This is a genomic window from Paraburkholderia sp. RAU6.4a (assembly GCF_050435625.1).
Lineage (GTDB): Bacteria > Pseudomonadota > Gammaproteobacteria > Burkholderiales > Burkholderiaceae > Paraburkholderia > Paraburkholderia tuberum.
Genome location: NZ_JBNDKQ010000003.1, coordinates 2,618,299 through 2,632,219 on the forward strand (window position 1 = coordinate 2,618,299; position 13,921 = coordinate 2,632,219).

Annotated in this window: 12 protein-coding genes and 1 pseudogene; 7 read left to right on the forward strand and 6 right to left on the reverse strand. The window is 63.7% G+C overall.

The window, feature by feature from the left end; translation table 11 throughout:
• Positions 1-227: 227 nt before the first annotated feature.
• Complete coding sequence (locus OKW40_RS36655) at positions 228-1,280, reverse strand: NAD(P)-dependent alcohol dehydrogenase (protein ID WP_187610240.1); 1,053 nt, start codon at positions 1,278-1,280, stop codon at positions 228-230.
• Positions 1,281-1,617: 337 nt separating this feature from the next.
• Between OKW40_RS36655 and OKW40_RS36660 the strand changes: the two genes are divergently transcribed.
• Positions 1,618-2,583, forward strand: a complete 966-nt coding sequence (locus tag OKW40_RS36660) for an AraC family transcriptional regulator (RefSeq protein ID WP_429493795.1) — start codon at positions 1,618-1,620, stop codon at positions 2,581-2,583.
• Here the strand turns inward: OKW40_RS36660 and OKW40_RS36665 are convergent.
• From OKW40_RS36665 to OKW40_RS36675, 3 genes are read right to left on the reverse strand one after another with little or no spacing between them, the layout of a single operon-like run.
• Positions 2,580-3,386 carry a molybdopterin-dependent oxidoreductase gene (locus OKW40_RS36665; protein WP_429493796.1) on the reverse strand — a complete coding sequence of 269 codons (807 nt, stop codon included), beginning with the start codon at positions 3,384-3,386 and terminating at the stop codon, positions 2,580-2,582. The genes OKW40_RS36660 and OKW40_RS36665 overlap by 4 nt on opposite strands.
• A complete protein-coding gene (locus OKW40_RS36670; protein WP_429493797.1) occupies positions 3,383-4,033 on the reverse strand; it encodes a cytochrome b/b6 domain-containing protein in 651 nt (216 codons plus the stop codon). The genes OKW40_RS36665 and OKW40_RS36670 overlap by 4 nt, the downstream gene beginning before the upstream one ends.
• A 43-nt stretch (positions 4,034-4,076) precedes the next feature.
• On the reverse strand, positions 4,077-4,718 hold the full coding sequence (locus OKW40_RS36675; RefSeq protein ID WP_429493798.1) for a hypothetical protein: 642 nt from the start codon (positions 4,716-4,718) through the stop codon (positions 4,077-4,079).
• A gap of 232 nt (positions 4,719-4,950) precedes the next feature.
• Here OKW40_RS36675 and OKW40_RS36680 point away from each other — a divergent pair, with 232 nt between their 5' ends.
• The 3 genes from OKW40_RS36680 to OKW40_RS36690 all read left to right on the forward strand — a co-directional run bounded on the left by OKW40_RS36680 (position 4,951) and on the right by OKW40_RS36690 (position 7,426).
• A complete protein-coding gene (locus OKW40_RS36680; RefSeq protein WP_429403219.1) occupies positions 4,951-5,622 on the forward strand; it encodes a heavy metal response regulator transcription factor in 672 nt (223 codons plus the stop codon).
• Positions 5,619-7,019 carry a heavy metal sensor histidine kinase gene (locus tag OKW40_RS36685; protein WP_429493799.1) on the forward strand — a complete coding sequence of 467 codons (1,401 nt, stop codon included), beginning with the start codon at positions 5,619-5,621 and terminating at the stop codon, positions 7,017-7,019. The genes OKW40_RS36680 and OKW40_RS36685 overlap by 4 nt, the downstream gene beginning before the upstream one ends.
• Before the next feature lie 104 nt (positions 7,020-7,123).
• A complete protein-coding gene (locus OKW40_RS36690) occupies positions 7,124-7,426 on the forward strand; it encodes a putative quinol monooxygenase (protein WP_090806017.1) in 303 nt (100 codons plus the stop codon).
• Positions 7,427-7,471: 45 nt separating this feature from the next.
• Here OKW40_RS36690 and OKW40_RS36695 read toward each other — a convergent pair.
• Both OKW40_RS36695 and OKW40_RS36700 read right to left on the reverse strand, forming a co-directional pair.
• A pseudogene (locus tag OKW40_RS36695) lies at positions 7,472-8,951 on the reverse strand (diguanylate cyclase domain-containing protein).
• Between the two features lie 123 nt (positions 8,952-9,074).
• The gene (locus OKW40_RS36700; RefSeq protein ID WP_429403215.1) at positions 9,075-9,833 is read right to left on the reverse strand and encodes a GntR family transcriptional regulator; all 759 of its coding nucleotides are present in this window, start codon (positions 9,831-9,833) and stop codon (positions 9,075-9,077) included.
• 269 nt (positions 9,834-10,102) lie between these two features.
• Here OKW40_RS36700 and OKW40_RS36705 point away from each other — a divergent pair, with 269 nt between their 5' ends.
• The 3 genes from OKW40_RS36705 to OKW40_RS36715 all read left to right on the forward strand — a co-directional run bounded on the left by OKW40_RS36705 (position 10,103) and on the right by OKW40_RS36715 (position 13,912).
• On the forward strand, positions 10,103-10,444 hold the full coding sequence (locus tag OKW40_RS36705) for a UxaA family hydrolase (RefSeq protein ID WP_429493800.1): 342 nt from the start codon (positions 10,103-10,105) through the stop codon (positions 10,442-10,444).
• Positions 10,445-10,548: 104 nt separating this feature from the next.
• Complete coding sequence (locus tag OKW40_RS36710; protein WP_429493801.1) at positions 10,549-10,740, forward strand: hypothetical protein; 192 nt, start codon at positions 10,549-10,551, stop codon at positions 10,738-10,740.
• Positions 10,741-10,960: 220 nt separating this feature from the next.
• The gene (locus OKW40_RS36715) at positions 10,961-13,912 is read left to right on the forward strand and encodes a molybdopterin-dependent oxidoreductase (RefSeq protein ID WP_429493802.1); all 2,952 of its coding nucleotides are present in this window, start codon (positions 10,961-10,963) and stop codon (positions 13,910-13,912) included.
• Positions 13,913-13,921 lie beyond the last annotated feature (9 nt).

Consider the following 13,921-nt stretch of genomic DNA (forward strand, 5'->3'; position numbering starts at 1 on the left):
TTAGCGGTTTAAAGCTGTCTTCTTTGCCTACTTTCTTTGCAGCAGCAAAGAAAGTAGGTGCCGCCCCGCACAGGGGCAACGCCAATAGACCGACAAGAAATCAAGGAAAGGCCAACGCCCTAAGAACACAGAAAAAAGTGCGAAGGCAAAAAAAACACAACAACAAAACAGAACCCCGCGCCGCAGGCGCAAAAAAACCACCCGCTGCGCGGCCAAAAAAGTTGCTATTACTTCCGCATCGAATCCATATCAACCACAAACCGATACTTCACATCGCTCTTGAGCATGCGCTCATAAGCTTCATTAATCTTCTGCATCGGAATCATTTCAATATCAGAAGTAATGCCATGCTCGCCACAGAAATCGAGCATCTCCTGCGTCTCGGCAATACCGCCAATCAGCGAACCAGCAAGGCGCCGCCGCTTGAAGATCAGATTGAACACCTGCGGCGACGGATGATCGTGCTCCGGCGCACCCACCAACGTCATCGTGGCGTCACGCTTGAGCAGATTCAAAAACGGATTCAGATCATGCTGCGCAGCCACCGTATTGAGAATGAAATCGAAGCTATTCACATGCGCTTCCATCTCCTGCGGATTCTTCGAAACCACGACTTCATGCGCGCCAAGCCGCTTCGCATCCTCGATCTTCGACGGCGAAGTCGTAAACAGCACGACATGCGCGCCCATCGCCCGAGCGAGCTTCACACCCATATGGCCGAGTCCACCGAGGCCGACAATCCCGACCTTCTTGCCCGGGCCCACGCCCCACGTGCGTAGCGGCGAATACGTGGTGATGCCCGCGCACAGCAGCGGCGCGACACCCGCGGCGTCGAGATTCCGCGGCACGCGCAGCGTGAAAGCCTCATCGACGACCAGTTGCGTCGAATAGCCACCGTAAGTGACCTGTCCGTCGACGCGATCGACACCGTTATACGTGCCCACCCAACCGTTCTCGCAATACTGCTCGAGACCTTCCGCGCAGCTCGAACAGGTGCGGCACGAATCGACCAGACAGCCGACCGCGACCAGTTCACCGACCTTGTACTTCGTCACGTTCGGACCAACCGCGGTCACACGGCCTACGATCTCGTGGCCCGGCACGACCGGGTAGATCGTGTTCTTCCATTCGTTGCGCGCCTGATGCAGGTCGGAATGGCACACGCCGCAGTACAGCACTTCCATCTGCACGTCATGGGCGCGGGGTGCGCGGCGCTGGATTTCAAATGGGGCGAGCGGCGCGGTGGCGTCGGTCGCTGCATAGGCATACGTCGTGCTCATGGATAGCTCCAGCAAAGAGGGTGATGGCGCAACATGCGACGCGCCGACGATGCGCAACACTGGGTTGCGGATGCGGCGGGCCGCAGCATGAACCGGGATCGGGGCGCGAGCGTTGGGGGCCGCCATTGGCAAGCAGTCGGCGCATGGCGGTCGATGACCGCGCACGCTGCGCGCGTCGAAAAAGGCGATCCGGCAGGGTTCCCATCTTAGGGACCCGGCGCCGCCCGGGGAATACCTGATCGTCTTGAAGGTTTGCCTAAAACTCTGGAGGGGCAGCGCGACAGGCTGTTTGATGCTAAATTTCAAGCATTATTCTCCTGGCCGTCGCCATATCGTCATGTCCACTCAAGCTGTCGGTTCCATTCCGGAAGACCCCGCGCAACGCCGCTTGCTCGAACTGTTCAACCTGCTCGCGCCGAATGCCGGCATGACGCGCTCGAGCCTCGAAGGCGTCAGCCTGCTGCGCGCGAATCGTCCGATGCCTCGCATGCCGGTCATGTACGAGCCGAGCATCGTGATCGTCTGTCAGGGGCGCAAGCGCGGCTATCTCGGCGATCAGGTGTTCCAGTACGACGCACAGCAGTACCTGGTGCTGTCGGTGCCGTTGCCGTTCGAATGCGAGACCGAGGCAAGCGAACAGGAGCCGTTTCTCGGCATGTCGGTGCGCGTCGATCTGACGATGGTCGCCGAACTGCTGATGGCGCTCAACGAAACCCAGGGCCTCGCGCAATACGAACCGGCCGGCATGTATTCGACGCCGCTCGATGCCGCACTGAGCAGCGCGGTGCAGCGTCTGCTGGAGGCGCTCGCGTCGCCGCTCGACGCGCAAATCCTGGCGCCTGGCATCGTCCGGGAAATCTGTTATCGCGTGTTGACCGGCGAGCAGGGCGGCGCGATTCGCGCGGCGCTCACGCATCAGAATCACTTTGGCCGCATCGCGAAGGCGCTGCGGCGCATTCATGCGGACTACCACGCGTCGCTCGATGTCGATACGCTCGCGGCCGAGGCCGGCATGAGCCTCGCGGTGTTTCATGCGCAATTCAAGGCGGTCACCGCGACCTCGCCGATGCAGTACGTGAAGACCACGCGTCTGCATCACGCGCGTCTGTTGATGGTGCAGGATGGCTTGAATGCGGGCGCGGCCGCCGTGCGGGTCGGTTACGAAAGCGCGTCGCAGTTCAGCCGCGAGTTCAAGCGGCTGTTCGGCCTGAGTCCCGTCGACGTCAAGCGCATGCGCGTCGCTCACGATGCGCCGCCGCCGCGCGCGCAAAAGCCGGTGCCGCGTTATGTGACCGCGGTCTAAAGCCCGCTGAACCAGTTGTAACCCTGATCTTCCCAGTACCCGCCCGGGTTCGTGTTGGTCACGAAGATCGCGGCGATGTGCTTCGGGTTCTTGAAGCCGAGCTTGGTCGGCACGCGCAGCTTCAGCGGATAGCCGTATCTGGCCGGCAGCGGCGCGTTGCGGAAATCGAGCGTCAATTGCGTTTGCGGATGCAGCGCGCTCGCCATGTCGAGGCTCGAGTAATAGCGGTCCGCGCATTTGAAACCGACGTAGCGCGCGCTCAGATCGGCACCGATCAGTTCGAGAAACGTGCGAAACGGCACGCCGCTCCATTGTCCGATCGCGCTCCATCCTTCGATGCACACGTGACGCGTGATCTGCGAGACCTGCGGCAACCTGCGCAGCTGCTCGAGACTCCAGCCGCGTTTATCCGCGACGAGCCCCGATACTTCGAGCCGATAGGTCGAGCCGTCGATATCGGGCGCGTCGAACTCGGGATAGAACGCGTTGAACGGAAACGGATCGGTGATATCGCGCGCCGAATAGGTCGGCGCGAGTTTGTTGCGATTGAACAGCCACGCCTGCACGCGGTCGTTCCAGCGCGACATCGCCCATAGCACCTTGTCGACGGAATCGTTGTCCTGCAGGTTGCAGCCGGACAGCATCGCGAGCGCGCCGATCGATAGCGAGGAGCGCAGAAACAAGCGGCGTTGCAACTGCTCGATCCGCGGCCGGTGCTCGGCAAGCACGATGCGTGAGCGGCGCGCGTCTTCTGTTTGGGCGTGGGTATCGTTCGCCGTGTCGGTTCGTTGCGGGGCGCTCATGCGCGAGTCCTCTGGGAGGCTTGATCGATGCGCTGCGCGCTGCGCCGGGCGCGTCCGGTGAACATCGGCGGCAACGTGCGCGGCACCAGCAGCACCAGCAGCAGATGCACGACGACAAAGCCGACCACGCCGGCCATCGCGACGAAATGCACGCGGCGCGCAAAATCGAAGCCGCCGAACAGCGCGGTTAGCCACGACAATTGCACCGGCTTCCAGATCGACAGTCCCGATGCGACCAGCAGCAAGCCGAGCAGCAGTACCAGCAGATACAACGCGCGCTGCACGGCGTTGTACTTGCCGGTTTCGTGCGGCAGTCTGAGGCGCAACGCCAGCGCCGCATCGCGCGCCAGCTCGCGGGCACGCACCGGCAGCAGCTTGCGACGCAAATGGCCGCTCGCGACGCCATGCGCGAGATACAGCAGGCCATTCGCGCACAGCAGCCACATCGCCGCGAAGTGCCATGCGATCGAGCCGCCGAGCCATCCGCCGACCGTCGCCCACACGGGGAACCGGAACGGAAAGATCGGCGACGCGTTATAAATCGCCCAGCCGCTCATCACCATGCAGACCATCGCGAACGCATTGATCCAGTGCGTCACGCGAACGACGAGGGGATGAACGACCAGAAACGCTTGCGAGTCGGGCATTGGCTTCAAAGACGAGAGGGATGAAGACGAACGACGGGCCGCTTTACATCGGCGGCGTCACGCCATGCTCGCCGGCCGAAATGAAATTCGCCGCCATCGCGCCGTCCGCTTCCTTGTGCGCGAACAGCACGACCTTCGTGCCGGGCGTGAGCAACGCGCGACTGCCCGGCTCCAGACTGACGATGGGCACGTCCTGCGGAATCACGATCTTCTTTTCGCCATCCTTGTACTTGATGGTAATCGTGCGGCCGTTGCTGACCACGAGCGAGCCGACCGTGCCGTTCGTCATCGTGCTGTTCGCGCCGAGATCCCACGGCCGATGACCTTCGCCCGAACCGCGCATGCTCGGCGGGAATACATGCACTTCGAGCGCCTTCAACGTGCCGTCGGGCTGCGGAATCGCGGCGGTGCCGACGTAGCTGTCCGGCTTGATGTCGCTGACGTTGGCGAGCGTGACGCCGCGAATCGGCGTGTCGGCGGCGAGCTTCACGTCGACGTCCTGACCATCGCGCGTGTGGACTTTGAGCAGATCGCCCGACAGCGACGTCACCGTGCCGCGCACGCCGGTCGGCGCGGCGGTCTGGGCCGAAGCCGCGAACGTCGTCGCGAGCAGCACGGCGGCGAGTGCGGGGACGGCGAGGGCGCGCAGCGTTCGTGCGCGGGCGATCTTGATTCGGGTCTTCATGAGGCAACTCCAGGAAGGGATGCAGCGTGGTGGACGGTGCGTTCAGACTAGCCGTCGCATCGGCTCATCAGAGTGACGGGAGGATGACAAAAACGTCATCAAGGGTCGATGGCGGCCACGTAGAATGGCCGCCGGGAGCGCTGCGGTTGTTCTCGAGCGCTGTCATCAGGCTTTTTTGCGCGTGCGAGCGCGGCCTTTACGGTCGCATCGCGCGAGAGGAGCAGCGAGCATCATGAGCATTCTGGTCATCGAAGACGATCCGAAAACCGGCGACTATCTGAAGAAGGGCCTGCGCGAGCATGGCTACGCGGTCGACCTCGCGCGCACCGGCACGGACGGCCTGCATCTGGCGCTCGAGCATGAATACGAACTGGTCGTTCTCGACGTGATGCTGCCCGGCATCGACGGTTGGGAAATCATGCGGGCGTTGCGTGCGCGGCGCGATCTGCGGGTGATTTTCCTGACCGCGCGCGATCAGGTCAGCGACCGCATTCGCGGTCTCGAACTCGGCGCCGATGACTATCTGGTCAAACCGTTTTCGTTTACCGAGCTGGTGCTGCGCGTTCGCACGCTGTTGCGCCGTGGCGTGATCCGCGAGAGCGACGTGTTCGAAGTCGCCGACCTCAAGCTCGACGTATTGCGCCGCCGGGTCACGCGCGAGGGCGTCGACATTGCGCTGACCAACAAGGAGTTCATGCTGCTGCATCTGCTGGTGCGCCGCGAGGGCGAAGCGCTGTCACGCTCGCAGATCGCATCTGAGGTGTGGGACATGAACTTCGATAGCGACACCAACGTGGTCGACGTGGCGATCAAGCGCTTGCGCGCGAAGGTCGATCACCCGTTCGAGCGGAAGCTGATTCACACGGTGCGCAGCATCGGCTACACGTTCGGCGACGGTGCATGAAACGCTGGACCGAACGCTCGCTGATCGCGCGCACCACGTTGCTGTTCGCGCTGATCGCCTGCGCGGTGATCGGCTCGCTCGGCGCGTATTTCTATCATTCCGCCGAAGTCTCGCTGCAACGCCGCGCCGACGTCGTGCTGAGCGGCCGTGTCGAGCATTTCAGCCGCATCGTGCACGACCTTTATTCGGTCAGCGAATTAAAAAAGCGCCCGCTGCTGTTCGAGACGATGCTCGGCGCGGAAGAGGACGTGCTGATCTTCCGGCGGCCGGGCGAAGCGCCGTTCGTCGACGTGAATCCGGGCAGGCTCGCGGTGCCTGATCTACCGGTCGGCCCGGTGGGCAATCCGCCGGGTGCCGCCGACATGCGTCAGACGCGCCTCTCCGACGGCGTGCCGGTGCATTGGGCGATTGCGACCGCGACAGCGCGCGAGGATGGCGCCGAAGTCGAGGTGATCGCAGGCCATCCGATGACGAACGAAATGCGCATGCTGGACGAATACCGCAACCGCATCGTGCTGGCGACGCTGAGCGGCATGCTGGCCGCGACGCTGCTCGCTTACGGCGTGCTGCGCCGCGCGCTGCGACCGGTTCGCGAGATCGCCACGCGGGCCGCGCAAATCAGTCCGACGAACCTGGCGGTCCGGCTCGACGACGAAGCGGCGCCGGTGGAACTGCGTCAACTCACGCACGCGTTCAACGCGATGCTCGATCGTCTCGCCGACGGCTATCAACGCCTGCAGCAGTTTTCCGCCGATCTCGCGCACGAGATTCGCACGCCGGTCGGCGCGCTGGTCGGCCAAACCCAGGTGGCGCTCGCCCAGCCGCGTGAAGCCGACGAATATCAGCAACTGCTCGAATCGAATCTCGAGGAGTTGAATCGCCTGAGCCATATCGCGGAGAACATCCTGTTTCTCGCGCATGCGGATCATGCGGCGTTGTCGATCGAGCGGCAGCCGGTCGATCTGCATGGCGAGCTCATCAGGATCGCCGACTATTTCGAAGGCCTGGCCGACGAACGCGGGATGCGTTTCGAAGTCGACGCGGCGGGCGTCGCGTCTGCCAATCCGATGCTGTGCCGCCGCGCCATCAACAATCTGGTCGTCAACGCGGTGCGTTACGGCGCGGGCGACACGATCGTGCGCCTGCGCGGCGCGCAGGACGAAGCAGGCGCGCTGGTGACGGTCGAAAACGAGGGCGAGCCGATTCCCGCCGTGCAACTCGACCGGCTGTTCGACCGCTTCTATCGCGGCGACGCGGCGCGCAGCGCGCTCACCGAATCGAACGGACTCGGGCTCGCGATCGTGAAGGCGATCATGCATCTGCATGGCGGCAGTGCGCGTGTGGTGTGTCCGCGACCGGGCGTCGTGCGCTTCGAGCTGCGCTTTCCGGGTGCGTGACTTGCTAGCGGGGTAGGTCCGGCGCAGCCTCAGCCGACGCCGCCTATACTTTTCAAAGCGCTTTGAAAGGACCGTTCGCTGCCGAACTCACCAGGAGTCGCATCATGGTCAAGCTCGCTTTGTATGTCCGTCTGGAAGCCAAGCCCGGCAAGGAAAAGGAAGTCGAGGCGTTTTTGCTCGGCGGCCTGCCGCTCGTCGAGCAGGAGCCGGCCACCGCCGCGTGGTTCGGTCTGAAGCTCGGTCCGTCGACGTACGCCATTTTCGACGCGTTCGAAGACGAAGCCGGCCGCGACGCGCATCTGAACGGCAAGGTCGCGGCCGCGTTGATGGAGAAGGCGGGCGAGCTGTTCGCGTCGCCACCGAGCATCGTCAAGCTGGATGTGCTCGCGGCCAAGCTGCCGGGCTGAAGTCGAGCGTTGCGTTGGCGTGAGAACGCCTGACGCCGGCGAGCGTTACTTCGCCGCCGCGTCCGCCCCCGGCTGCGCCCCGTAGTGCGCGCGCTTTTCCTCGTACATCAGCAGGTCGGCGCGCTGCACGCCCGCTTCCAGCCGATCGCCGCGCTGGCAGGTTGCCGCGCCCATCGAGAAGCTCAGCGGCGAGCCCGGATAGAACTGGTTGTTCATCTCGACGAGCTGGCGGATCGCGTCGATCATCGCCGCGCCGCCGCGCTCATCGGTATCGGGCATCAGGACCGCGAACTCGTCGCCGCCGATGCGGGCCGCGTGGAACGGTGATTCCATCGCCTTCGCGAGCACTTCGCCGGCACGCCGCAGCAGCGCGTCGCCGGCCGCGTGACCGAGCTGATCGTTCACGCGCTTCAGGCCGTTCAGGTCGGCCATGATGATCGTCACGGGCCACGGTCCCTTGCGTTCGAGCCGGTTCAGCTCGTCGACGTAGAACGAGCGGTTGCGCAGCTTGGTCAGCACGTCGTGCTTGCCGAGGAATTCGAGGTAGGCCTCGGCCTTCTTGCGCGCGGTGATGTCGGTCAGCGCGACGAGTACGAGGTCCCAGTCCTGTTCGTGGCCTGGCAGCACCGAGAATTGCAGGTGTACGTGCACCTCGTTGCCGTCGAGTGAATAGTTGAGCACCTCGCGCTGCTGGAACAGCTTGTTGTCCCACAGTTCGATCAACTGCTCGCGGAAATGCGGACGCATGTCGTCGCGGAACACGTCGGCGAGGCGCGCGAGCAGCGTTTTCCTTGTCCTTCGCGCCGAACATCCCGAGCGTGTGATGGTTGACGTCGAGCACATGGATTTCAGCCATGCAGCGTTCGACGAACTCAGGATGGACGTCGGTAAACACGCGGAAATCGTTGATGCCGGCCGCGCGCGCGCCGTCGAGCAGGCGTTTGACGGCGCTGAAATCCTCGACCCACAGCGATACCGGCGAATGCTCGAAGAGCCCGCGCGCGTATTCCTCCGCTTGCGCGACGCGGCGCCGCGCGCCTTCGAGCTCGGTGATGTCTTCGGTCGACACCAGCACGCGGTCCCAGCGTTCCTCGTGACCGGGCAGCACCGCGCCTTTCAGCAGTACGTCGAGGCGCCGTCCACCGAGCGTGTAGTTGACCGTGTGGCTCGTGAAGTTCGACTGTCCGGCCCACAGCTGGCACAGCTCTTCGAGGTGCGTTTTCAGCATGTCGTCGCGGAACACCGAGGCGAGATTGCTCGTCAGCGTGTCGAAATCGGCGGCCTCGAATTGCGTGAGCGTCTGGCGATTGACCTTGAGCACGTGGATGCGATGAGCGCATTCGGCGACGCGGCGCGGGTCTTCGGCGAAATGGGCGCGCAGATCGGTCACGCCGGCGGCTCGCCACGCGTCGAACAATGCGCGCACGCCGCTGAAATCTTCGAGCCACAGCGACACGGGCGCGAGTTCGAACATCCCGGAGTCGTCGTTGATGGGCGCGGAGCCGCTCGTGAGGGTATCCAGCATGAGGTTCTCGGGGGCGGAAGTGCGGCTATTTTAGACAGGTTGGCGCCGGCCGAAAATGAAAGACGATTGGCCTGTCGTTTTTGCGCAGATGTGATATGAAGCGCAGGCGGCGACCGAGGTCCGCTATTTCTGATCGTCGCGCGCCGCGCGCGTGCCGATGTACTCGTATTCCTCGGTATTGAGCCGCGAAATGCGCAGTTCGACCGCGCTGCGGCGATACGAGTACGCGATGCGCCGGATCTCGAGCAGCGGCGCGCCGACTTCGACGCCTAGTTGTGTGCTTTCGAGCTCATTGGCGAGCGCAACGCTCACATGCTCATCGGTCTCGACCACGTTGATGCCGAAACCGTCCTGATAGAAGTTGTACAGTGTGTTCGGCCGGTTGCGCAGCTTGCTTTCCGTCAAGCCGGGAAACAGCGCTTCGGGCACGGTGATATGTTCGATCAGCACGGTCTTGCCGTGCAGCGCGAGCCCGTTGACGAACTGCAGAACGCGCGCGCCGGTGTCGATGCCGAGCGCGGCGGCCGCCTCGCGCGAGGCACGCGCCTTCCTGAACCCGATCAGCGTGACGACCGGGTAGGCCTTGTCGCCGTCGCGCCGCACGATGCGAAAGAAGCGGAAGAAGTGCCGGTCGCGCTGATGCATCGCCACGAACGTGCCGAGCCCCTGATGACGGATCAGAATGTTCTCGGCGCACAGTTCGTCGATGGCTTTGCGCAGCGTGCCGATCGACACGCCGAAGCGTTCGGCGAGGCGCTTTTCCGAAGGAATGCATTCGCCGCCTTTCCATTCGCCGGCCGCGAGCGCCGCGAGAATCGCGCTCTTGACCTCCTTGTACCGTGTGCCTCCCACTGCGGGCGCATTGATCGCGAGCGTGCTCATGAAAACCTCTGGGATACGCGAGTCGTGCCGCTCGCCGGGGTTGAACCTGCCCTGATTCTAAACGACCAGGTCATCTAATCCATCTGGATGAATCGTATGTTGTCGGTGAATCGCGACAACAGCCCGGTTCTCGCCCAGTCGTCTAACACATATATATGACCTAGTTGACATTGGGTAAGTCGCCGCCTAATATCGATTCACCGCGGCGCACCTGGCTGCGCTGCCCCGGCGGCACCCTCACCGCATTCAAACTACGAATGGAGACGCTCATGAGCAATCCCACCGCAGACATCAACGACACCGCAGCGGGCGCGTCGGCGCCGCGCAGAACGATCCACATCGTGCTGCACGAGGCGAAAGACACGGTCGGCGTGACGGTGGTCGAGGGCATCAAGGCGGGTACGCTGCTCAACGCATGGATCATGGACGACGACGAAATCGTCACCGTGCCGGCGAAGCAGGACATTCCGATCGGTCACAAGATCGCGCTGAAGGACATGGCCGTTGGCGACACGGTGTTCAAGTACGGCGTCGACATCGGCAAGGTGGTCGCGCCGATCAAGGCCGGCGAGCACGCCCACGTGCACAACATCAAGACGAAGCGCTGGTAGGCCGAGCAGCGCCGCGCGCGCTGAGCGGCGCGAACTTCGGCTACGAAGCGGGCTCGTTCCTGACCGAGGAGGGCGAGCGCTCGCGCATCGGCTACCTGTTCTGGGTGATCGACCCGGGCGCGCTGGCCGGCGACGACGCGTATCTGTCGCGTGTCGAGGCGCTGATCGAGATGATGCTGATGGATGACGACGTGCACCTGCCCGGTTATCGCCGGGAGCAGCTTGCGCAGGCGGCATACGAGGAGGGCGTCGAAATTCCGGATGCGCTGATCGCGCAACTGGAGGGCCGCGCTTAAACGAGCGTCCCAGCGCACCCAACCGATCTCACCCGGCTGGACACGCCGTCGAAAAAAGCGCATAGCTGAAAGCGAAACCGAAACTATCGGTGCGCCAGATAGTTTTGCTCGCAAATCGCGATTTCCCTTGTGAGGCAGGTGCGAATACGATGGTCGGTATCGTATGAGCAGCGCGTATGACGCGCGCTTCGGCCCACCAGAAGCAACGACGGAGATGGCCATGGAGCACCACGCCCGCACGCAGAACGAACGGCTCGATGTCAAGACCACCACCTGCTACATGTGCGCGTGCCGCTGCGGCATCCGGGTGCATCTGCGCGACGGCGAGGTGCGCTATATCGACGGCAATCCGGAGCATCCGCTCAATCAGGGCGTCATCTGCGCGAAGGGTGCCTCCGGCATCATGAAGCAGTACTCGCCCGCGCGCCTTACGCAGCCTTTGATGCGCAAGGCCGGCGCGCAGCGCGGCAGCGCGCAGTTCGAGCCGGTCTCGTGGGACACCGCGTTCGACGTGCTCGAAAAGCGTCTCGCCGCGATTCGCTCGAGCGATCCGAAGAAGTTCGCGCTGTTCACGGGCCGCGACCAGATGCAGGCGCTGACCGGCCTGTTCGCCAAGCAGTTCGGTACGCCTAACTATGCGGCGCACGGCGGCTTTTGCTCGTCGAACATGGCGGCCGGCATGATCTATACGATCGGCGGTTCGTTCTGGGAATTCGGCGGACCGGATCTCGACAGCGCGAAGCTGTTCTTCATGATCGGCACCGCGGAAGATCATCATTCGAATCCGCTGAAGATCGCGATTGCGAAGTTCAAGCGCGCGGGTGGCCGCTTCATCGCGATCAATCCGATCCGCACCGGCTATGCGGCGATCGCCGACGAATGGGTGCCGATCAAGCCTGGCACCGACGGCGCGCTGTTCATGGCGTTCCTGCACGAACTGATCGCCGCCGACGCGTGGGATCACGAGTTCGTGCAGCGCTACACGAACGCGGCGGAGCTGATCGATCTCGACGAAGCGAGCGAAAACTTCGGTTTGTTCGTGCGCGATCTCGAACGGGCCGAAGGCAATCCGCTGTTTCCGCAGAATCATCTGTGGTGGGACCCGGCCACCCAGCGCGCGGTGCCGCATCATGCGAGCGGCGTGAGGCCCGCGCTCGACGGCCGTTACACGCTCGACAACGGCAAGCCGGTAACGCCGTCGTTTGCGTTGCTGCGCGAGCGCGTCGCCGAGTGCACGCCCGAATGGGCGGCGGCGATCACCGGCATCGCGGCCGAGACGATCCGCCGGCTCGCCGGCGAGATGATCGAGACGGGCCGCCGGCACCGCATCACGCTGCCGATCCGCTGGACCGACGCGTGGGGCGAAACGCACGAGACGGTCACGGGCAACCCGGTCGCTTTTCATGCGATGCGCGGGCTCGCCGCGCATTCGAACGGTTTTCAGTCGATCCGCGCGCTCGCCGTGCTGATGTCGCTCCTGGGCACGATCGACCGGCCCGGCGGCTTTCGTCACAAGTCGCCGTTTCCGCGCGCGGTGCCGCCATCGGCGAAACCACCGAACGACCCCGCCGCGGTGAAGCCCAATACACCGCTTGCGACGGGCCCGCTAGGCTGGCCCGCCGCGCCCGAGGATCTGTTCATCGACGAACACGGCGCTCCGGTGCGCATCGACCGGGCGTTCTCGTGGGAATATCCGCTCGCGGTGCACGGCGTCATGCACAGCGTGATCACCAACGCGTGGCGCGGCGATCCGTATCCCATCGACACGCTGATGATTTTCATGGCCAACATGGCGTGGAATTCGTCGATGAACACGATGAAGGTGCGCGAGATGCTCGCCGACAAACACGCGAACGGCGACTACAAGATTCCGTTTCTCGTCGTGTGCGACGCGTTCCAGTCGGAGATGACCGCGTTCGCCGATCTGATCCTGCCGGACACGACTTACCTCGAACGTTACGACGCGATGTCGATGCTCGACCGGCCGATCTCCGAGTTCGACGGCCCCGTCGATTCGGTGCGTGTACCGGTCGTGCCGCCGACCGGCGAATGCAAGCCGTTCCAGGAAGTGCTGATCGAACTGGCGTCGCGCCTGAGGTTTCCGGCGTTCACCAATGCGGATGGCGGCCGGCGCTTTCGCGACTATCCGGACTTCATCGTCAATCACACGACCTCGCCCGGTTCCGGGGTCGGCTTTCTGATCGGCTGGCGCGGCAAGGATGGCGACAAGGCGCTCGTCGGCGAGCCGAATCCGAATCAATGGGAGCAGTACGCGAAGAACAACTGCGTATTCCATTACCGCTTGCCCGAGACCTTGCAGTACATGCGCAACTGCAACGGACCATATCTCGACTGGGCGGTCAAAAATGGTTTCCGCAAATTCAGCGAACCGATTCTGATCCAGCTTTACTCGGACGTGATGCAGAAGTTCAGGCTCGCCGCGCAAGGACGCACGAGCGGCCGGCAGCCGCCCGACCATCTGCGCGCGCGCGTCGACAGGTACTTCGATCCGCTGCCGTTCTGGTACGCACCGCTCGAAAGCGCGGCGACGGATCTCGCGCGATTCCCGCTCGCCGCGGTCACCCAGCGGCCGATGGCGATGTATCACTCGTGGGATTCGCAGAACGCGTGGCTGCGGCAGATTCATGGGGAAAACTACCTTTATGTGAATCCGAAAACGGCGAGCGCGAACGGCATCGCCGACGGCAGCTGGATCTACGTCGAATCGCAATGGGGCCGCGTGCGCTGTATGGCGCGCTACAGCGAGACCGTCGAACCGGGCACCGTATGGACGTGGAACGCGATCGGCAAAGCGGCGGGCGCATGGAATCTCGGTCCGGACGCGAACGAATCGCAGCGCGGCTTCCTGCTCAATCACCTGATCACCGACGAACTGCCGGGCTGCGACGAGGCACCCGCGCGCATGTCGAACTCCGATCCGGTGACGGGCCAGGCCGCCTGGTACGACGTGCGCGTGCGCATCTATCCGGCCGAAGCCGACGCGCGGCACACGCTGCCGCAGTTCGAGGCGATGCCCGAATTGCCCGGCGCGGTTGCACAGAAGAGTGTGGTGTCGCGCATCGTCCAGACCTATTTCGCGGGACGCGGAGAATTCGCGGCTCGCCTGCGCGGGACGTTGCGCCGCGCCGAACATAACGGCGACGACCGCTAAAGCCACGGC